At 52.7% G+C, this 20,477-nt stretch carries 15 protein-coding genes and 2 pseudogenes; 1 reads left to right on the top strand and 16 read right to left on the bottom strand.

Features of this window, described 5'->3' with window-relative positions; all coding sequences use genetic code 11:
- Positions 1–175 precede the first annotated feature (175 nt).
- The 15 genes and pseudogenes from C4520_18095 to C4520_18025 all read right to left on the bottom strand — a co-directional run bounded on the left by C4520_18095 (position 176) and on the right by C4520_18025 (position 19,187).
- Positions 176–424 (bottom strand): hypothetical protein, encoded by a 249-nt coding sequence (locus C4520_18095; protein RJP16694.1) that lies wholly within the window; start codon positions 422–424, stop codon positions 176–178.
- 367 nt (positions 425–791) lie between these two features.
- Positions 792–1,139, bottom strand: a complete 348-nt coding sequence (locus C4520_18090; protein ID RJP16693.1) for a hypothetical protein — start codon at positions 1,137–1,139, stop codon at positions 792–794.
- Between the two features lie 347 nt (positions 1,140–1,486).
- Positions 1,487–4,654, bottom strand: a pseudogene (locus C4520_18085) (type I restriction endonuclease subunit R).
- A gap of 14 nt (positions 4,655–4,668) precedes the next feature.
- Positions 4,669–5,805: a hypothetical protein gene (locus C4520_18080; GenBank protein ID RJP16692.1), complete on the bottom strand. Its 1,137-nt coding sequence runs from the start codon at positions 5,803–5,805 to the stop codon at positions 4,669–4,671.
- The gene (locus C4520_18075) at positions 5,796–7,088 is read right to left on the bottom strand and encodes a restriction endonuclease subunit S (GenBank protein ID RJP16691.1); all 1,293 of its coding nucleotides are present in this window, start codon (positions 7,086–7,088) and stop codon (positions 5,796–5,798) included. The genes C4520_18080 and C4520_18075 overlap by 10 nt, the downstream gene beginning before the upstream one ends.
- Entirely contained in the window at positions 7,078–8,667 is a 1,590-nt protein-coding gene (locus tag C4520_18070) for an SAM-dependent DNA methyltransferase (protein RJP16690.1), read from the bottom strand. The genes C4520_18075 and C4520_18070 overlap by 11 nt, the downstream gene beginning before the upstream one ends.
- Positions 8,668–8,796: 129 nt before the next feature.
- The gene (locus C4520_18065; protein ID RJP16689.1) at positions 8,797–9,696 is read right to left on the bottom strand and encodes a GIY-YIG nuclease family protein; all 900 of its coding nucleotides are present in this window, start codon (positions 9,694–9,696) and stop codon (positions 8,797–8,799) included.
- A gap of 561 nt (positions 9,697–10,257) precedes the next feature.
- Positions 10,258–11,370: a hypothetical protein gene (locus tag C4520_18060; GenBank protein RJP16688.1), complete on the bottom strand. Its 1,113-nt coding sequence runs from the start codon at positions 11,368–11,370 to the stop codon at positions 10,258–10,260.
- 38 nt (positions 11,371–11,408) lie between these two features.
- Positions 11,409–11,873 carry a hypothetical protein gene (locus tag C4520_18055; GenBank protein ID RJP16687.1) on the bottom strand — a complete coding sequence of 155 codons (465 nt, stop codon included), beginning with the start codon at positions 11,871–11,873 and terminating at the stop codon, positions 11,409–11,411.
- 624 nt (positions 11,874–12,497) lie between these two features.
- A complete protein-coding gene (locus C4520_18050; GenBank protein RJP16686.1) occupies positions 12,498–12,770 on the bottom strand; it encodes a hypothetical protein in 273 nt (90 codons plus the stop codon).
- Positions 12,771–12,792: 22 nt separating this feature from the next.
- A complete protein-coding gene (locus C4520_18045) occupies positions 12,793–14,400 on the bottom strand; it encodes an alpha-glucosidase (GenBank protein RJP16685.1) in 1,608 nt (535 codons plus the stop codon).
- A 120-nt stretch (positions 14,401–14,520) separates the two neighbouring features.
- A complete protein-coding gene (locus C4520_18040) occupies positions 14,521–15,093 on the bottom strand; it encodes a hypothetical protein (GenBank protein RJP16684.1) in 573 nt (190 codons plus the stop codon).
- 59 nt (positions 15,094–15,152) lie between these two features.
- Positions 15,153–15,449, bottom strand: coding sequence for a hypothetical protein (locus C4520_18035; GenBank protein ID RJP16683.1), 297 nt, complete (start codon positions 15,447–15,449; stop codon positions 15,153–15,155).
- Between the two features lie 5 nt (positions 15,450–15,454).
- Entirely contained in the window at positions 15,455–18,025 is a 2,571-nt protein-coding gene (locus C4520_18030; protein ID RJP16682.1) for a hypothetical protein, read from the bottom strand.
- Positions 18,026–18,101: 76 nt separating this feature from the next.
- The gene (locus tag C4520_18025) at positions 18,102–19,187 is read right to left on the bottom strand and encodes a hypothetical protein (protein RJP16681.1); all 1,086 of its coding nucleotides are present in this window, start codon (positions 19,185–19,187) and stop codon (positions 18,102–18,104) included.
- Between the two features lie 71 nt (positions 19,188–19,258).
- Between C4520_18025 and C4520_18020 the strand changes: the two genes are divergently transcribed.
- Complete coding sequence (locus C4520_18020; GenBank protein RJP16680.1) at positions 19,259–19,441, top strand: hypothetical protein; 183 nt, start codon at positions 19,259–19,261, stop codon at positions 19,439–19,441.
- A gap of 608 nt (positions 19,442–20,049) precedes the next feature.
- On the opposite strand, the pseudogene C4520_18015 reads toward C4520_18020, so the two are convergent.
- Positions 20,050–20,349: pseudogene (locus C4520_18015) on the bottom strand (DUF1559 domain-containing protein).
- Between the last annotated feature and the right edge of the window lie 128 nt (positions 20,350–20,477).

Below are 20,477 nucleotides of genomic sequence, written 5' to 3'. Positions count from 1 at the left end.
CGGACCTTAGCTTACAGTCCACGGGGGAGGAACCGGGATGAAGGCAGGAGGCAGAAGCAGATAGCAGTTCTACTAGGGATTAGCGCGGATCAGCACGGACTGGGAAAACAGTTTAGTTCGGGCTAACCTCAGATCCTCTCTTTTACTCCTTCAGATAACGCATTGCGTCAACAAATCAAGAGTAAACGTCCTCGAAATACGCATACGCCAGCAGTCTCTGATACCAGTCCCACCGCTGCACGTCAGGCTCAAGCTCAACGTCCTTGCCGTCCACCTGGCGCTTGTTCGCTTCGGTGGCTTCCTGGCCGTAATATTCAACACCTTTATCAGGATGCTTTGTTTCCGGCGTGTCGATGCCGATGTACCGAACCTTCCCGTCAGTCTCGTTGAATAGCCGGACGACGATTGTATCGCCATCAACCATGCGCACGACCTGTGCGGGGATACGAATCGGCCCAGGCAGGTCACCAACACCGCGCGCCTGATAGCGGAGGAAGTAGTACGTAAGTTGGCGGCCCTTGTACTGGAAGGCGATTTCTTCGTCATACGTGAGGGTGACAGGGCCGACGGTTTCGGATTTCGGCTCGTCATACTGGCGATGATAAAGCGGCTCGCCGTATAGCTCTTGGAGCCGCTCGACAGTGACTTGTCCATCGAACGGAGGAGGCTGGTCAGGGGGAGGAATGGCGGCGATTAAGAGCAGAAGGATAGAGGAAAGAAAAAATAGATGTCTTCTAGCCGGAATGACCATGCTATCTTTAACTATAGAAGTTGATTTTAGCTGTGCATATTTAATTACTATTCTTGGTTTGCACTTGCACCCCAGATTGCTGATTTTGTTCCGCAATTTGAATCAACGCTTTGCTAACTTGTTCTGCCCATTGTAAAAAAACAAGGGCTTCCCGACTGGTGACCGCCATTTCTGGGTGGGACTGCATCAGATTATAAACTCTGCCGAGGTCTTCATATGTATAGGCAAGGTCCGGGGAGAGAAGACCATTCTTTTTGAGTCTACCAATTGTCCAAGAGGGGACTGGATATTCGTCATTCTGAGGGTCGTCATAATCCCAAAAGTCTGAGAGATTGAAAATTGCTTTTTCAACGTCTGTCCAAGCATTCTCTATGGCTCTACGAGGCAATGATGAAGCGAGCTTCCGATACCATTCCCATCTTTTTGATCCCGACAATTCTTTTGGCGCAGGTTCAGCCGGTTTATTGGACGGTAATTCAGGAAGCGATCCTGCTTTCTTTGCACGCGATTCAATACGTCGAAAAGTTTCCGCAAAATTGACTTCAAAATCCTTATATCTGATGTTCATCAATCGTGGAAAAAGCTCAATAAGCTTCCGTCGAGTGACAAGAAAGATCAAAAAAATACAAAAGGGCCAGGTGATTGATCTAGTGATTTCGGCAATGAATGTTAAAATGTCCATTTTCCAGCCTTGCAATTGGTTTTAGAAATTGGTGAGATTACAAGATTATCATTTCATTGTTCATAAGTCACCTCAAGGCAGAGTACTTCCGCCTGTTCCAGCACAAGCTCTGTCGCGCGCGCCTGCTTGTCGGGCGGATATCCGTAGCGCCGGAGAATCCGCTTGATCATGACCCTCATCTTCGCCCGAACATTCTCGCGCACGGTCCAGTCAATCGTCGTATTCTCGCGCACCGTCTTCACAAGCTCCTGCGCAATTATCCGCAGCGTCTCGTCGCCCAGAACGGCCACCGCGCTATCATTCGTTTCGAGAGCGTCATAAAAGGCGACCTCTTCTTCGGTCAGACCAAGTTTCTCTCCGCGCCTGTCAGCCTCGCGCATATCTTTCGCCAGCTTTATCAACTCTTCGATGACCTGCACTGTCGCAATGGCTCGATTCTGATAGCGCCTGATCGATTCCTCTAGCATTTGCGCGAACGACCGGCCTTGCACGACGTTCTTTCGCTTGCGAGTCTTAATCTCTCCATCCAGCAGCTTTCGCAGCATCTCGACTGCCAGATTCCGGTGCGGCATGTCGCGCACCTCTGCCAGGAATTCATCCGAAAGGATTGAGACATCCGGTCTTTTGAGGCCGGCGGCCGCGAAGATATCGATGATCTGGTCGGACGCCACGGCGCGTGAAACGATCTGCCTGATGGCGACGTCGAGTTCCTCAGGGCTGCGCCGGCCGCCTGTGATGCTTTTTTGCATGACCGACTTTACAGCCTGGAAAAAGGCGACGTCGTCTCGGATTTCCAGCGCCTTTTCATGCGGCACGGACAGCGCAAACGCGTGCGACAAGTCAGTTACCGCTCGCGATAATCTCTCTTTACCGTCCTCCTGCTTGAGCACATGCTCCTGGGCGGCAGGCAGAACCGACAGCCGCTCTTGCGGACTGCCGGATTTCCATTTCGACCAGTCAAACCCGTGGAAAATTCCGCAGCAAATTTCATATTTCTCAAGCAGCGCCTGGACAGCCTTCGCCTGATCGATCGCCGTCTCTCCCTGACCGCCGCTCCTCGTATAACTCTCGACCGCTGACTGCAGTTCGTGCGCCAGCCCGAGATAATCGACAACCAGCCCGCCGGGTTTTTTCCCGAACTTGCGGTTTACCCGCGCTATCGCCTGCATCAGCCCATGGCTGCGCATCGGCTTGTCCATGTACATGGTATGCAGGGATGGCACATCGAAACCCGTAAGCCACATATCACGCACGATGACTATTTGAAAACGATCTTTTGAATCTCTGAAGCGGTTGGCAAGCTGCTCAAGCGGCTTTTGTGAACGGATATGCGGTTGCCATTCGGCCGGGTCGGACGCCGAGCCGGTCATAATGACCTTTATAATTCCCTCCTTGTCCTTGCTGCCGTGCCACTGCGGCCGCAGAGCGACTATCGCCTTATACAGTTCGACACAGATGCGGCGGCTCATGCACACGATCATTGCCTTGCCGTACATGGCGTCCAGCCGATTCTCGAAATGGTTCACGATATCCTGCGCGATCAGCCGGATTCTTTTTTCGGCGCCGACAATGGCTTCAAGCTGCGCCCACTTTGTTTTCAGCCGCTCCCTATGCTCGACTTCTTCGCCTTCGGTGACCTCCTCGAATTCCGGGTCCACCTTCGGGCGCTCCGCCTCGTCAAGCTCCAGCTTCGCCAAGCGGCTTTCATAGTAGATCGGCACTGTCGCTTCATCCTGAACCGCCCGCTCGATATCGTAAATGCTGATGTATTCGCCAAATACTTTCCGGGTGTTCCTGTCAGTCAGTTCCAGGGGAGTCCCTGTAAACCCGATAAAGGAAGCGTTCGGAAGAGCGAGCCGCATACTATGCGCAAATCCATCTCGAAGCTCACCGGATTCTCGATTCAATTTCCTTCCGAATTCATACTGGCTTCGATGAGCCTCGTCGGCGATGACAACTATGTTATGTCTTTCAGATAAAATGGGATGCCGATCTTCGCCCTCGAGCGGGAAAAACTTCTGGACCGTGGTAAAGACAACCCCGCCCGAGGCCACTTTCAATTTCTCACGCAAATCCGCCCTGCTCTCCGCTTTCACCGGTTGTTGCCGCAGTAGTTCAGAACATCGTCCGAACGTCCCGAAGAGTTGATCGTCCAGGTCATTGCGGTCGGTAATGACGATCAGGGTCGGGTTTTCCATTTTCGGATGCAAGACAACCCGCCCGGCATAGAAGGCCATTGTCAGGCTCTTGCCGGAGCCTTGCGTGTGCCATACGACTCCGACGCGCCGGTCGCCGGGCGTCGCGTCGGGGCGACTACGGGCAAAATATGTGCCTTCGCCCTCTTTCGACAACTCGGCCCTTTGAACGGGGGCGGTAGCGCGGACAGTCTCTTCCACAGCTACATTTACCGCATGGTACTGATGGTAGCCTGCCATCTTCTTTACCAGGACTCCGCCGCCGGTATCCTCAAAGACTGTGAAGTAACGTATCAGGTCCAGGAAGCGCCGTTTCTCGAAAAGTCCCTCCAGCGCCACCTGCAACTGCGGGAGGCATGAATCAGCCAGTTCCTGCCCTTCTATAGTCCGCCACGGCATAAACCACTCCCGGTCGGCGGTGAGAGTTCCGATGCGTGCATTTGTGCCGTCCGAGATGACGAGCGCCTCATTGTAGGCGAACAGCGACGGTATCTGGTCCTTATATGTTTGAAGCTGATTGAAGGCTGACCAGATAGTTGCATTCTCATCGGCGGCATTCTTAAGCTCGATGACGGCCAGCGGAAGCCCGTTGATAAACAGGACTATATCCGGCCTGCGTTCATGGTGATCCTCAGAGACGGTGAACTGATTCACCGCCAGAAATTCATTCTCATCCGGGTTTTCATAATCCAGCACGCGCATGAGGTCTCCGCGAATGGTGCCATCTGCATGCTCATACTCAACTGGCACTCCCTCAATGAGGTATTTATGCAGAGCATGGTTATTTCCTATCAGAGAGGGCGAGTCGGGCCGTGCCAGCTTTCGGAAAGCTTCCTCAAGGGCATCCGGTGGAACTTCGGGGTTCAGCCGCTGGAGAGCCTGCCGCAGGTGGCTTTCAAGAATCACCTGCGCATAGCTCTCGCGCTCCGCCAACGCCTCACCTGGTGCGATTTCCAGCCCCGAGAGAATCTTATATTCCATTGCTTCCAGCCACGCCAGCGTGGCCTGTTCAACGATGGATTCTGTAAAGCTGTTCGCGATCACCGAGCAGAGTCCCCCTCACCATTGGGCAGACCGATCGCCTGAATCTTGAACCATGCGACTAAATGTTCTGCGCCCTCCTTTGCCTTACCCTCTGGAATTCCAAACTGAGTAAGTGTGCGGCGAAATGCAACTTTCATCCGCGCCTGTAGCGATTCCCGCTCTTTCCAGTCGGTACCCATGTTGGCCTCTGCTGTTCCCAATACTGACTCAATGATGCTCACACCAGAAGGCAATGGCGTGGTTGCGGACAGATCGAGCGAAATCACGTAACGGCGCAATTCCTCCGTTAGTGGCGACAGGTATCCCGTGTAGGTGCGGTTGACTTCAGAAGCTGGCTCCTCCTCGATTGGCCCCGGCGAAGAAACAACGAGCATCTCCTCCGCCTTTCGCCCTGCAGTGGCCGATGCAGCGGCTTGGACGGTAGATGCGGCAAGGATTTCGATGTATGCGGTGCGGTCTATGGCGTATAGCAGCCGACTCGGCTCTATCCGCAACTCAATGCCATCGGGAAGCCCACCAGTCTTCATCGATATAACTAAGACCGGCGAGTCATCTTCATACTCGATTGCTGAGTTGACGGTCACTGAGCTGTCAACGCGGTTATGTAGATGATTAAATCGCTCGTATGGCTCGCGGGTGAATTGGAGATCAGGCTCAGTGCCTTCAAACGCTGCTAAAAGGAGCGAGAGAAGGGTATCCGCAGTCAAAAGATAGGTGCGCACATGGTTTTGCGTTAGTGAATCGAGAAACCCATCCTTCCCATGAGCAATGGGACCATTTACATTCCGCATTTCACTGAGAGCGTCCGCTAACCGATTGTGAGCTGAAAGGATTCTATCAAGCTTACTTGCGCCGCGCGTGTTCTGCAGACCAAGAAGACGGAGCGCCTCCACAAGCATCATGGTCATCGATGCGTCAGAAGATGGCATCGGCATGCCGTATTCGCCGAGTATGGTAAGACAGACAGACTCAACAAAGGATTTGACCGTTTCGACGAGACCATGCTGGTTTCCTTGGTAACTCGCGACCACCGCTTGGTAGTGGTTGCTCAAGGTCTGCGCGTCAGGCCAACGGTCCGCAACTCGGCGAAAATGGGGGGCTATTGAGTCTAATGCAGTTGACATCAGGTGCATCTCCCAACGATCTGTTCAGCTTTTTCAAGTCCGATTAATCCATCAATTAGCTGAGGCAACAGAGCATCTCGTATCTCGATCAGCAAATGGGTCTGCTCATCGGCAATGAAACGTCGCTGGTACAGTGGAGTAGCCTGTCGGTCAAATGCCCTTAGGACATCTGTTGTTGGTACGACGATACGAGACATATAAGCAAAGTTTCTATTCAGCCCAGGCACAGCCGAGTCTGAGCTGAGTTTGGGCAAATTGAGTTTCTTAATCGCCTCGTACAAGAAAGTTAACGGCATGTCTTTCATTGTAGGGACTACATAGAATGTCGTATCAATGGGATAAAAATCGCGGTGGACCCATGTGACAATTCCGGGATTCCCCTTGCGTCCCACGACCACTCCAGGGCCGGCCACGAGAGCCTCATTATGCCAGCCAACTTGACCATTCGACCCCATAACGGCAATATGCCCAGAGACTCGATCTGACGCTTTCAATGCTTTTCCATAGGCAAACTCGCACACCTCATTGAGTTGATGCATTTGCCATCCCATAGGCATTGATCCACTTTCCAAATTAATAAATGCGTCAGGAAAGCAATCCGCAACCTCCGGAGTCATTCCGCTTGGTGACTGCTTACCGGCCTTGGATATAACCGGGTCAAAGGCAACAAACCAGCTCTCGAAGATGGTGCGTGTTATTGCCTCCAGCGTCTGATTCATCCGCCGGTTAAACTCGATCTTGTCGTCCAATGCGCCGAGGATGCATGCAATGGCTTTTTGTTCTTTGACATCGCTAGGTAACCGCACCTTGAATTGCCGGAGCGAAGTCAGCGGCTTACTGATACAGGGAACACCCGTTGGATTCACATATGAAAGTATCTCGTGCTGCCCTTCTCTTGAACGAAAATAGTAGAAAACAAAAAGAGGATCGGCCACATCTTCATTTAGAGTTACTTTCATAAGATTTTGCGACAGGATGAATTGTTCGTAAGGAGTATCGCTCGGGACTATGCCCACTTTTCCGACAGTGCCTTGAGCGACAAAAACGACATCCTTGGGATAAGCAGATGAACTGCTGAGTTCGTTTGCTTTCGCCTCTGTCAAGAAGGTAAAATCGTCGGACTCAAATCGAGGCTCTCCGGGTTTGCCGAGATTTATGCCACGTATCACTGGAATTCCTGATTCACGATAGTTCACGGCTCTGATATTGGAACCAAATGGTCCCATTGCAAAAGGGCGGTCCTTATCGGCTGCAATATCTTCGAGTTTCACGTATCTCCAATTACCCGCCATGCCCGATATCCTCCAGATTCGCCCATATGAGTTTATCGAGCTTGGTGGACTGTTCCATCTGTCCGCGAAGAGCCGCGGTTAACCGCTCCATCTTTTCTTCGAACGGGTCGCCACTGTCTTCGGCTTCGGCTGCGCCGACATACCGTCCTGGCGTGAGGATGTGGTTGTACTGCCGGATATCATCGAGTGTGGCTGATTTGCAGAAGCCTGGAACGTCCTCATACGGGCGGGTTTCAAACCCGCCCCTACCATCGGGAATCTTGTCTCCTCGCCACGCATGGTATGTGCCAGCCACCTTCTGAATGTCCTCGCCCGTAAGTTCACGGTGGACACGGTCAATCATCGTGCCGAGCTTTCGCGCGTCGATGAACAGTGTCTCTCCGCGCCGGTCACGGAAGCGGCTGTTCTTCTTCTCGCGAGTGAGGAACCACAGGCAGACAGGAATCTGCGTTGAATAGAAAAGTTGTCCCGGCAGTGCCACCATGCTATCCACTAGGTCAGCCTCTATGATGTTCTTTCTGATTTCGCCTTCATTCGATTGGTTTGAGGACATGGAGCCATTCGCGAGCACGAAACCGGCGAGTCCGGTCGGAGCGAGATGATAGATGAAGTGCTGTACCCAGGCGAAGTTGGCGTTTCCCGCTGGCGGAATCCCATACTTCCAGCGTTTGTCGTCCTTGAGAAGGTCTCCGCGCCAGTCGCTGTCATTGAAAGGCGGATTGGCGAGGACGTAGTCAGCCTTGAGGTCAGGGTGAAGATCATGATGAAAAATATCGGCATGCTCTTTGCCGAGATTGCCGTCAATACCTCGAATGGCAAGATTCATCTTCGCCAGCCGCCAGGTGGTATGGTTCGACTCCTGGCCGAAGATGCTTACATCGCCTTTGCGTTTGCCGCCGTTACCGTTGCCAGATGAATGAGCCTTCACAAATTCGACCGACTGAACGAACATGCCGCCAGAGCCGCAGCAGGGATCATACACGCGCCCGTTATAAGGAGCCAGCATTTCGACCAAGACGCGAACTACAGAACGCGGCGTATAGAACTGGCCGCCCTTTTTGCCTTCGGCGCTCGCAAACTGTGACAGGAAATACTCGTATACGCCGCCCAGGATATCCTTTGTCCGGCTCTCTCTATCGCCGAGGCCGATCTTCCCGACAAGGTCGATTAGCTGACCAAGCCGCTGCTTGTCGAGACGCGGGTGAGCGTATTCTTTTGGAAGCACTCCCTTGAGAGAGGAGTTGTCGCACTCGATGGCGACCATGGCTTCGTCCAGGATTTTACCGATGGTCGGCTGCTTCGCGTTTGCTTTGAACACGGACCAGCGAGCTTCTTTCGGCACCCAAAAGATGTTGCCTGCTCGGTATTCGTCCGGGTCTTCCGGGTCGGCTCCCTGTTTACGCTGCGCCTCCAGCTTCGCGTGCTGCTCTTCGAATGCGTCGGATATGTACTTGAGGAAAATCAGGCCGAGCACAACATGCTTATATTCGGCGGCATCCATATTCGAGCGCAGCGCATCGGCAGCCTTCCAGAGTTCATTCTCGAAGCCGAGATTCGCGCCATTGTTTACCTTCGCCATTCATGCTCCTTCCGTTGAGCCGTTCAATAACAGTCCATAACATACACAATCCGGCACGCACTGCTGATTCCGCTTGAGCAATTGGTTGCAGAAGACCATAAATAAATTCGGCTCTGGTTTCAGCTTCGTTCATTTTTCCTCGTCCCAATCCGGCACAATCGCGGCTAGACTCTCTTGGGTCTCTTTCAGCGTCGTCCCGGTGGCATCCTTCCAGTCAGTGCGACCGTTCGAGGATCGAGCAAGCACGACCGACGACGCCAGCGACGGGGAGCTGAATGTATAATCCTGCGTAAAGTAATACTTATCTCCCTGCGCCACCAGTACACCATTCGAGATCAAGTCTTCGCGCACTTCGCACACATTCGGGAAATACTTCTTGAGAGACGGCACTTCCTTCATGGCGGCAAACGACCCGGACAATACTAGAAATCCTTTGGGTGTGTCATACCCCGTCGCCTCTATGCCTCGCCCGGCGCAGTGAAGTAGAGTCTTATCCATTTTCGAGTTCAGATCCAGCGTTGTTTGCTCAAAGGCGTGAATTCCGAGCACCGGCAAGATGCCTAGAATATTCTGAAGAAAAACCTCCATGTCGGCCCGGTCGGCTTCGGAGAGAGTAGGCTCGGAAGGGCTGTTGGAATTCTCGAGTGGCATCCGCTTTGCCGCCTTGGCGAGTCTGACCAACTGAGATTCCAAGAACTCGATATGTGCTTTATTGAGGTTACCCGGCCCGGCGACAAAGAAGACGGCTCGTGTCCAGAAGTCTTTTCTTGCGAAGTGCTCATCAAGACGTGGTCTAACCGGATCACCCTCGCCGATGTAGAGCATCTCACCTTCGCCATGCATACGCGGACCAAGCAAGAGATATACCCCGGTTTGTTGGAACTCGTCCCGACCACGCACTTCGGGATACAACGCACGGGGGAATATTATCGCCTTACCCGTCCAGTTGGAACGTTCGACTAGTCGTAACCCGTCTGGGTCGCCACCTGCCACAAATATGCGGAGTGAAAAAGGGGCAGCTTTATTCATTGCTGCACGTCTCCGGAAAATGCCTGGTATGGTACGACTTCTTCAAACCTCCAGCGCCGCGAGTTTTTCGGCATAAGGTGTTCCCTTTTATGTGATACAAAAGCGAAAAGGGCATGTTCTATGGTAAAGGCAGGAGAGGAAAAAAATGCACGTGCCCATGTCCCTCCCGGTAGGCTATATTAAAACAGAAATGCGAGGCGGAGTCAATAAAAAATAGCAGTAGTGTATAGGGGCTTCCAAGCCAGGAGGCAATCGATGAAATGATGCACCGGCGTTTCCGTGGGACAGCAGGAAACCACCGCTGATGGCAATTCCGGGAAAGTCGACCAGAAACACTACCTTGCCTTAAGGGGTTTATTTTTTTCCTACTGCTTTCTCGATGATAAATGCAGTTTTTGTCACGTTCGGATTGTCTGGATATGACCACTTTTTGCCTCATCAGGATTTTAGTGATTCCTCTTCAGGAGAGACTGGCTGATAGAATGGTGGAGCCAACCTTCAACTGTTCTTGATATTTATCTCTTCAAGTCTGAATCTTCCCAAGAAACAGAGCCCTTGGCACTAGCCATTGTAATAAAGAAAGGCAACAACAGGCACAAGGCTGATGGCGAGCCACATAGCCTCTCTTGCAAGCTTTTTCCGATTAAAGCCGATGAAGAGTCCGGATAGTAAGTCACCTCCATAACTTCGCATAGTTTTGGGATATATATTGCGAAGAAAGGGCGGCATGTTCAGGCTTACATTTTGCCGGCGACCTGCGAGCAGAACAAAGGCTAACGCGACCCTCGGCAGAATAAAGATAGAGAAGATAGCCAAGATACCTAACAGTGACCTTTCAGCCCTAAAATGATCACGAGCTACAATTACATTCACAATTGCCGCCAACAGAAATACAGCATATACTATCCAGTGGCCATAATTAAAAAGATTTATAGATGTGGAACCGGCAATAAAATGAGCTGCGTCTAAGAATCCTTGGTTGGCCGCAATCTCTATTGCTCTCTTCTTTTGCAGAAGAGATAACCTCTGGAAACCTACGGTGTTTAAGGCTTCTAAGATGAAAGATTCCGGCATTTCCCTGCTCTTCATCATCATATCTAATCGCCTAGCTTTCTTTATCTTGATTTTATAATGCCATCCGTGAGTTTCGAAAAGATATGCGCGAAAGGAATCGTCGTCTTCTTTTCTCCCTCCTAACGCAACACCAATCTGTTGCCCATTTTCAGGCTCCTCTAGCGCTACTTCTCTCTCCTCGTCCCTTTCACCAATGGCTGGAGGAAATAACGAGTCAAACTCCGATATGATCTTGTCCATTTCCTCGACAGTCAAGTCGTCGGTTGATGCGACTTTGAAGATGGGTTTGATGGTCGAGCTATACACATCATCGCTAATATCCCGCTCGCGCTTCAGTTTCTCCAGGTGATCTTTCTTTCCATACCAACAAGTCACCCTTTGATCTAACCTAATGGTGGAGTTTGATCTCGATGGACTTGATTGGGCCGGTTTCCTTTTGGGTTTCTTCACTTGTCCCAGTCGTGCAATCCTTAGAAGCTCCCTTGGATCATCAAGCAGCTTCTGTGGGTGTGTCCTTGTGAAAACTGCCATTGCGGCTTTCTCCAGTTCAGAGTCAGAAAGGTCTACTGTCTCAAGAATCTTTCCCACAACCTTCTTCATATGAGCTACTTCTTCAGGAGTGGGAGGAATCGGAGGAATCAATTTCTATTCCTTTCTCTAAATTCTCCAACATTTGCGCGTTTCGGAAGACCTTCACCATCACCCAAAACCTGTACCCGGTGGGACATGGTCATCATGAGAAGCCCTTCATAATAGACAAAGAAACCGCCATAGCGTATGGGAAGCGAATGGTGGCTTGGATCGGAAACAGGTGATTTGTCTGGATAATTTGAGCAAACTATTTCAACAGCGGCAAAAAAGGCAATTGCTCCATGATAATCCGCCCATTTAATTGCACTTTCAGCCTCGGCTGGACTTAAAGATGCCTTTCCTGGATAACAAACAGTCCTAACAAAAATATAGGCAGGATGATCCCACCGCCTACCGATGATCTGAGGTTTTACTGTGAGCTTTGTATTTACAGATTCTATTGTGACGTCTTCTTCTTTAATGTAGGGAAGTATGACCTGGATGCCGAATTCGTGAAGCTCTTCTTCAGTCATCAATGGCCATTTCATTTCTTACCTCCGAAGACATCAGGGTTGATGCGCCCACGTTCCTTTTGAACGTTCTTTCCAGTCGCGTATATTAAACCAGAGATGCGAAATGGAGTCAATAAAAAATAGCGGCGGTGTATTCGGGGCTTACTGGTCAGAAGGCGCGCCGCCGGACTCTACTCCAGGCTCAGCAGAAAGGCATGGGATCATCTCAAACATGTGTCTTGGTTCAGCGGAAATTAGAATTTTGCCGTTTTCCAAAGTTAGCATCTCGAGTAGTAGTTAGCACTCGATCATGCATTTGCCGCTTTGGAAAAAATTAGGGGCAGAGCCCGATTTTTCGTTGCAAGTCATTACATTGAAGAGGCTTGCGTCTCTATGCATCTTCTCCAAACAGAAAAACACTAGTAAAGAGCCGCATTTATTTCATCAACATCCAAAGTCAAACCTTCGCATCTGTATCATCAGATATGCGAAATTAAGCGCTGAGCGACTTAATGGGGAAGAGGTGCAACCGGTTGGGGATTTTCGATCCCGGATCGAGTCCGGGACATGTTTTCGATCACAAGCAGGAAAGATGTTTTATTCGTGATTCGTGGTTTTCGCGCGGGTTCGTGGCGAGTGATGGTTTTATATTCTTCTTCCTAACCCGTATCCTGAAAATCGGTATCCGTCCGTGATGGAAGTGGCTTGATGTTTTTCGTATGGCCTCGCGCCTAAAGCCTGCTTTACTAAATCGCCTAATTCGCGCGAATTCGTGGTCGAATTAGCCTTTGTCTTCAATTTGTGAAAATCTGCGGAATCAGCGGATAGGTAAAGCCCGGGTTCTGCAATCTTCTTTCTTCCGGCGGCTATCTTGATGCGTGCGAATCCAAACTCTTCCCGTGCGAGGCCCGCGATCAAAATGACAGGTTCGTTTGTTTCTCTATAGCTCCGCAATGAGGATGCCGCAGGGGGGCAACTTGATTTGGCTTGGCTTGATATCAGCATTGACTGTTTCGAGAGGGGAGAGGAGGACTCTTCCGATTCCGCCCTTTCCCACCGAAAATTGCAGCGGTTTCTGCGTGAAGTTAAGCGCAATCAGAATTTTCTGCCCGCCGCCTTCCCTCAGGTACGCGAAAATACCTTCGGGAACTCCTTCAAAAGACTTGTAATCTCCCATCTGCAAGGCTGGATTCTCTTTCCTTAGCCGGATGAGCTTCTTGTAAAAGTTGAGGAGCGAGGTCGGATCTTTTTCCTCGAGGGCAACGTTTACGGTTTTATGGTTCGGGTGCACGCGCAGCCATGGGTCTTCGGTCGAGAATCCCGCATATTTCTCGCTGTTCCACTGCATCGGAGTTCGCTCTCCGTCGCGGCCGGGATGGACCGGCCAATATTTTCTTCCTATTGGATCGAGCACTTCATGTTTCCAGAGCCAGAGGTTGCGCATGCCTATTTCTTCGCCCTGATAGACGAATGGGGTTCCCCGCAACGTAAGCAGCATCGCGGCGGCGACACGGGCGCGGGCTTCTGTCCATTTCCCTTTTGCGTAGCGGCTGATATGGCGCACGTAGTCGTGATTCGAGAGAAAGTAGGCAGGCCAGCCGCGGTCTCCGATTGCACGCTCCCACGTCTCGACTTTCTTTTTAAAAATCTCGGCGCGAAAACGGGAGAACATGAATGAGAAATTGAACGCCATGTGCAGGCCGTCTCCGTTTTCGCCGAGATAGCGGGCGGCCTCATCGGGATTGTCGATATAGACTTCGCCGACGAGCATCTTGTTCGGGTACTTGTCCGTCAGCGCGCGCATCTTGTTTGCGACTTCGACCGCGTCCGGCCTGTCCTTGTCGTAGATATGGCGCTGCATGTCATACGGGCGGCGGCCGAGGCAAAGGGGGTTATTGCGGAACTGTTGGTCTTTCATCGTGTAATTTATGACGTCGATGCGGAAGCCGTCGACGCCCTTGTCGAGCCAGAATGCCATTGCGGAGAGAAAGGCCTTCGCCATTTCGGGATTGCGCCAGTTCAGGTCGGGCTGCTCGGGGAGAGAATTGTGGTAATAGTATTCCCGGGTCTTGCCGTCATAGTCCCAGGCTCTGCCGCCGAAGACGCCGAGCCAGTTGTTCGGGTACCCGCGGAATGCGCGCGGCGGCTTCCAGATGTACCAATCGCGTTTAGGGCTGCGCTTGCTCGAGCGCGACTCGATGAACCACGGGTGCAGATGCGAGGTGTGGCCGGGCACGACATCCATGATTATCTTGATGCTGCGCTTGTGGGCCTCTGCGAGCAGCCGGTCGAAGTCCTCGATGGCGCCGTATTGCGGATCGACGTTATAGTAGTCCATCACGTCATAGCCGAAATCGCATTGCGGACTCGGATAGAAGGGATTGAGCCAGATCGCATCGATGCCGAGCGAGTTCGGCGTGCCGTCGTTGAGATAATCAAGCTTCTCTGTGATACCGTTCAGGTTTCCGATACCATCGGCGTCCGTATCGAGAAAACTGCGCGGATAAATTTGATAGACAACCGCTTTTTTCCACCAATCGGCATTCATGGTTTTTCATTCTCCGTTGGGTCCGAGATCAGTGTATTCGCACTCGCTCAGTGAACATGGATTCCCGCAGGCTTCTGGGCGGCCACATGGGGCCGCCCCTACATTGCTTCGCCTGTGGCTCTACTCCAATCCATCCTGCAGATCCTGCATCAGGTCGCGAATTTCTTCCTTGGTCAAGTCGAGTTTCAATTCGACGCCGCCGGGATGATGGAGCCGCAATTCGCAGCCGTTTTCCGTCGACTTCACCTTGAATCGTTTTCCCTGCGGGCGTTTGACGGGCTCGACAACGTGGTACTGCGGCCCCGGCTGCTCGATCTGGATGAGCACGCCGAAGGCGTTTTTTGGGTGAATGAAGAGCTCGGACCAGATTTCGTTTTCGTTGAATCCGAAATAGGGAACGTTATTGGCTTCCAGGCGCCGCATCACACCGTGAATATCGTCGGTTTCAAGAGTTATATGATGAACTCCGCCGGCCTTTTCCGCGAGAAAATTCTTGAGAAAACTCGGCTCGCCGGCGGGAGTGATCAGCTCGAGCCTGGACATGTCGCCGAGGGTGAACATATGCCACAGATAGTGGAGGCTTGTATCCTCCATGACGGCGCCAGACACCGCCCCGAAAACGTTCTCGAAAAATGTTTTGGCCGCCTCATAGTCTCTGACCGCAAGTGAGACGTGGTCGATCCTTGTTATCATCGATGTGCTCTCCCCTTGTTGTCAATTCTTTCACCCAAATCTTATCCTTTATTGCCGGATCAGGCTTCACTATCCGAATTTTTCGTCCTGGGGCCTCTTCGCACGCGCAACCAGAGAAACGGCAGCCCGATGAGAAGGGCGGGTATAAGCGCATAGAATGCGGTCACAACAAAAGCAATGATGAAAAACGGGTCCAGATAACCAATATGGACCCAAGCCAGAATTTGAAATATGAATGCCGACGTAACGGCTGCTCCCAACGAAGCGATAAGGAGCTGTGGGCATAGGAAATGCCAGATCACGGCTGAAACGACGATAACTGCACCAAACACGGCAATTCCCGCAGCCATATTCATTCCAGTCACCGCCTGTGTTCCGGATGGTCCTCGACCGGTGTATGTTCGTGAAAATGTCCCGCCTGATGCAGGTGGTTGTGAAGCGTGCGGTGCGCGCTTGTAAGCACGAGGCGCATCTGTTTATATCTTTCGTCTCCGGCGCGGATTCCCGTGGTGTCGATATAGGCCAATGCGCCTTCGATCTGTTCGAGGATCGTGACCGCATCGGCCGCGGCCAAGAATTGCGATCCCTCGAGTTGAATCATGACAGGCGAGGAATGGGCGACGATAACTTCAGGGTCTCCGGGGTAGTGCCCTCTCACCAGCAGAGCGAGCCATGAGCTTTTCGTGATGGCGACCGGCCAAGTTCCTTCGGCCTCCCCGGAATCCGCCGCTTCGCTTTCGCGGATCTCGCCGTTGACGACCAGTTCCACCCGCGACATCGGCATCGTGACACTGGCCGCTTTCCAGGTTACGTTAACCCGGCCGCCAGCGCGAGACATGTGAATTCGGGCGCCGGGAGGATTTCCATCGACCGCGAACTCCAGCAGCGGTCCGGTTGTCACGAACGTGTCCGCCCGACGAATCGCTTCATTCCATGCATCATATGTAAATTCACGATCGGGCGTAATCCGGGCATAGGTGCGAACCGTGCCGACTGCGCAATCGGCCCCCATTTTATCGGTTCCTCCGACAATAGCGGTTACGTATCCGCAGTTCAGATAGCGGTACCAGTCGGAAAGAGAATATGGGTTAATTCCGCTGTACAAATCCCTCCACTGAGCGAGTCCGCCACCGAGCGCCTCGACGGCGTCGACATTTCCGGAAACGATGGAAGCGGCATTCTCGCATTGCGGGAAAGGGAAATGAGGGATGACCACCACGCCGCCTTGCTGCTTGCATTGCGCGGCCCATTCGGTCAAGAGCATTTCAACCGGGTCGCCTATGGCCGATTCGGCCGGCCCGCCGGTGCACAGCGGCCTGATGATGTTGCCGCTATATCCCAGTAGCGAGATATGCCCGAGGACGTGCTGGCGGTTCTCGGTGCCCACTCGCACCAGATAGCGACCGTCGCCGCCGCTCTCTTTTGAACCGAGGGTGGTTTTGCCGTCGAAATCGCCGACATTGGTCATGAGTTCGCCCCACTGGCTTGCGAGCAGGTTGACAACATTGACGTCTTCGGCGGCGCCTTCCAGCAGCGCCGATGGAGGCGAGAGGAAATGAACGTGCGTGTCCGCAGTCACCCAACCCCGTTCATGCCAGGGGAGCACGCGCTCGAGCTCGATCGTGATGTCCGCCGTGGCGGGAGCAATCTCAATCACTTTGCGGACGGGGCGAATCTCGAATCCCTTGGATACTTCCAGATAAATCCGTCCGAGCGGCAGCTTCAGCATGGTTTCGCCGGGAATATAGGTGCAGTAATGCGTTCCCGAATGAACCCAATCCACACTGTAATCCTGGAACCAGGAATCGTTGGGCATCCGATGCCGGTCTATCGGCGCTATATATTCGCCCGATTCACCATGAATATGCAGTTTCACCGCGACGGGTTTACCGGTGCCTTTTTCGATGACCCGAAGAGTGACTTTTTGTTCTGACGGCGGTAAGACTTTCAGATAATCGCGTTCATGGCTCGACTCGAGGTCTTTCAGGCTGATCGGCTTCCCGTCAAGCACATGGAAATGGGCTTCGGGATGAGCCGCGTATTCAACCAGTATCTGGCGAGAAGAAACAGCGGGCAAGCTGTTGCTGGCGGTCCTCTCCCAGTTTTCATTTGGATAAAGCCGGCGCGGAACGGCGCTGATGACTTGCCCCAAATCCAACTGGATTTGCTTAAAAAGCCCAATTTCATCCAGGGCGAGATCGAACTCCACTCCCTCCGGAAGGGTTACCATCGTTTTCCGGCGTCTTTGCCAACGGATTGGAGGCGAGGACACATTTCCGGCGGAAACGGCCATGAACAGGATGCTCCCATTTTTCGGATCGAGACAGAGGCCTGAGATTTCTTTTTCAGGATGCGGGTTTTGCCAGGCCCAGAGCCAGTTCAGCCAGAACCGCTCCTCATCTGCCGCAGTTGCCTGAGTCTGGCACCAGCCCCACCTCTCGTTCAGGACCCGATCGATTTTTCTGCCCGGAAGCGGTCTCGGTTTTAGATGGCTTACCGCCTCAAAGCAATTTTCGCCCCAGATGCTCAGGAATCCGCCGACGTGGTGTCGCCGCTTGATCGAGACGCGTTCCTCTGAGCCGTCGGAAAAGGAGAACACGTAGTCGGCCGCATGCGAGCCCAGGTTGCCGATACCTTTGAAGGGAATGGAAAAGCCCTCTGAATTTGCGCTGATGGAAGCAAAATCAGCCGTATGCATGATGACAAGCCAGGGACTCCTGAATGCGTCGAGCGAGAGGACAACGGGTTCATCCTGTACCAGCACCGGGTCTCCGACTTCAAAGGGAATGCCCCAGCACACGCACGAACCGCGCGGCATTCTCTCAAGATTGAAGGATTCCTCGGCTCGCGCCTGATGCGACAATCCGTTTTTCACTCGAAAAGGAACAGGTTTGAAAAGCGGCGATTTTTTGCCGTCGATTATCATTTTCATATGGATATCCTCGGAGTGATGCAGTTCACTGTTTCTGCCCGTAGGTGTGCCCGAATAATACGTTCATCCTCAAATCCTATTCAAGGACGGAATTCAGCATAGCCCGAATATTTTCAGGGCGCGAATTAGGGGGCGCTTCACAGCCGGAACTGAGAATGAAACCGCCGCCCGGCGCGCACGTCTCGATGAGCCGCTTGCATTCGAATTCGACTTCTCCGGGCGAACCGAAAGCGAGGAGCGCGGGATCCACATTTCCTTTGATGCACAGTTTCCCGCCGAGTACTCGTTTGGCGCGGGCCATATCAGTTATATCGAGCTCGACCACGGCGGAGGCTTTTGGGAGTTCAGTAAAATATTCAAGGAGCGGCCCCCAGTCGCCGTCAAGATGCAGGATCACGAGATAGCCGGCCGCGGAATAAGCCAGTACTTGTTCTTTCAGCCAGGGCCAGGCCAGTTTTTCAAATATTTTCGGGGAGACCATCGAGCTGGAAAATTTGAGGCTTGGCAGGCAGATGTTTCTCGCATCGAGCAGCCGCGCAAGGCGCAGTGTCGACCGGATAATGGTCTTATTGTGCCGCTCGTTGATGTCGGCGATTTTCTCCGGCCGGTCAATCAAGTCGATGAACCCTTCGACGCCGCGCCGAAAGAGCAGCAACTCGGCCGGCAAGTAGGATATCGCTTCCTGCCAAGGAACCACGTCCATCTTTCTTCTCCAACGCTTCATCCAGCGAAGGTGTTTATGGAGGTGGATCGTCATCGTTTTGATGACTTCCCAGCGCGGAATGCGTTTGTAGGTACGAATAATGGAGAATCCGTTGTTAGAAACGAGGTCATAGACATCAGGCCCATCTTGAACCGACTCGAACATCTGAGGCGCGCCGTCCTCCGGAAAACGCCAATCGTAATAGAGGGAGCTGAAGAGGATGGGAGCAGTACACGTAAACCCGAACCGCATTGGCGCCAGGTTGATCGTATCGAAAAGACCGTCATAAAACTCAAATGCCTGCAGCGCGGATCGGTGGCAGGCATCGGTATCCCAGACGAAGTCTTTCATTGGGGTTCCCGTGATCGCGGCGAAATGATAAATGAGAAAGGGAGAGACGGGCACCCTGTCCGTCTCTTGCAGCGCGACGGCTGCCGCGATTCGTTCGGCCGAGTTCATAGGAAAGAGGATACCATTGCGGGGGTGGATGAGGCAAGTATTCGCGGAGGCAGTTCGGCTTTTCCAATCTGATGTCGCCGGTTGACCACGCGCCTGCGAACCTCGTTGCGTTCATTGGAGGAGGAGCCATTTTGCTGAGTTTACCGCAATACAAGATCAATAAAAAAGAAGGGAAGAGAGAGGGAAGGGAAGAGAGAGTTACTTTCTCTTCCCTTCCCTCTCTCTTCCCTTCCGTGCAGGGGGGGATTAGTTGAGATCAGTCGACTTCCGGACAATAATTTTCCATTTTTGCTTCTATGCCGCCATTGAGGGCTGCATAGATCGGAGACATCGGGAAATCGGTTGTATTTTTGTCATAGCGCTTGAATTCGACGTGCCCGTCAAGGAACAAGACGTTCATGCCTGCCGGAACGTGATTGAACTCGGTGATGTTGGTGGAAATCTGATCCCATTGCACCGGCACGATACTGGCGCCGGACTCAGTACCGGTAAGGATCTGGTTGATGTCGGAAATGAGGAACCGGTCGACGCCCATGGACAGCCTGTTGATCGCACTGCCGCCGGCGTTTCCGGAACCGCTGAAGCCGAACGAGGCCACGTTTCCATTGACATCACGCCATCCGTCTGATGACGCCACACTTATGGGCATCGTGGCATCCAACCAGGTGTACATGGCAAGTCCGCTTATTGCCTCGCTGTCACCGGTGACCATCCAGCCGACGTATACATAACTGAGAGTGGTTATGCAGTCGGGGTGCACGGTACCAGCCTTGAATGCCTGGCCTGGAGCATTGAACGAGTTGTCGGAAAGGGTGGTGTCCACAATCAAACGGAAATTCGTTTTTGTGTTGAACTCAGGGCCTGAAGGGCAAGCGCAGATCTGGGCATCGGTCAGATATTCGGGGTACAAGCAATTGCCGTCCCACATGAACCGGGTTGAATGGTTTGCGAGCGGCGGGAACTTGTCCCGGTTCTCCGACGCGTACATTCCCAAGACGAGGCCCATCTGCTTCAGGTTGTTAACGCATGCGGACCTGCGGGCCGATTCCCTTGCTTTTGCGAGAGCCGGCAGCAGAATGGCAGCCAATATACCGATAATAGCTATTACCACCAGCAGCTCCACAAGGGTAAAGCCCTTGCGCCCATAGATCAATTTCCTCATGAATCGAGTAGGAGGCGGAGTCGCCCCCTCCGACCTCTCACACCACCGGGCATACGGTTCCGTACCACGGCGGTTCATGAAGTACCTAAGCTTGCTGAAGTTGTGCCAGCAGTGACACGAGTCCAAGC

The sequence above is a fragment of the Candidatus Abyssobacteria bacterium SURF_5 genome, assembly GCA_003598085.1.
GTDB lineage: Bacteria > Abyssobacteria > SURF-5 > SURF-5 > SURF-5 > SURF-5.
The sequence above is the reverse complement of the archived record's forward strand: the minus strand, read 5'-3'. Positions and strand labels throughout refer to the sequence as shown.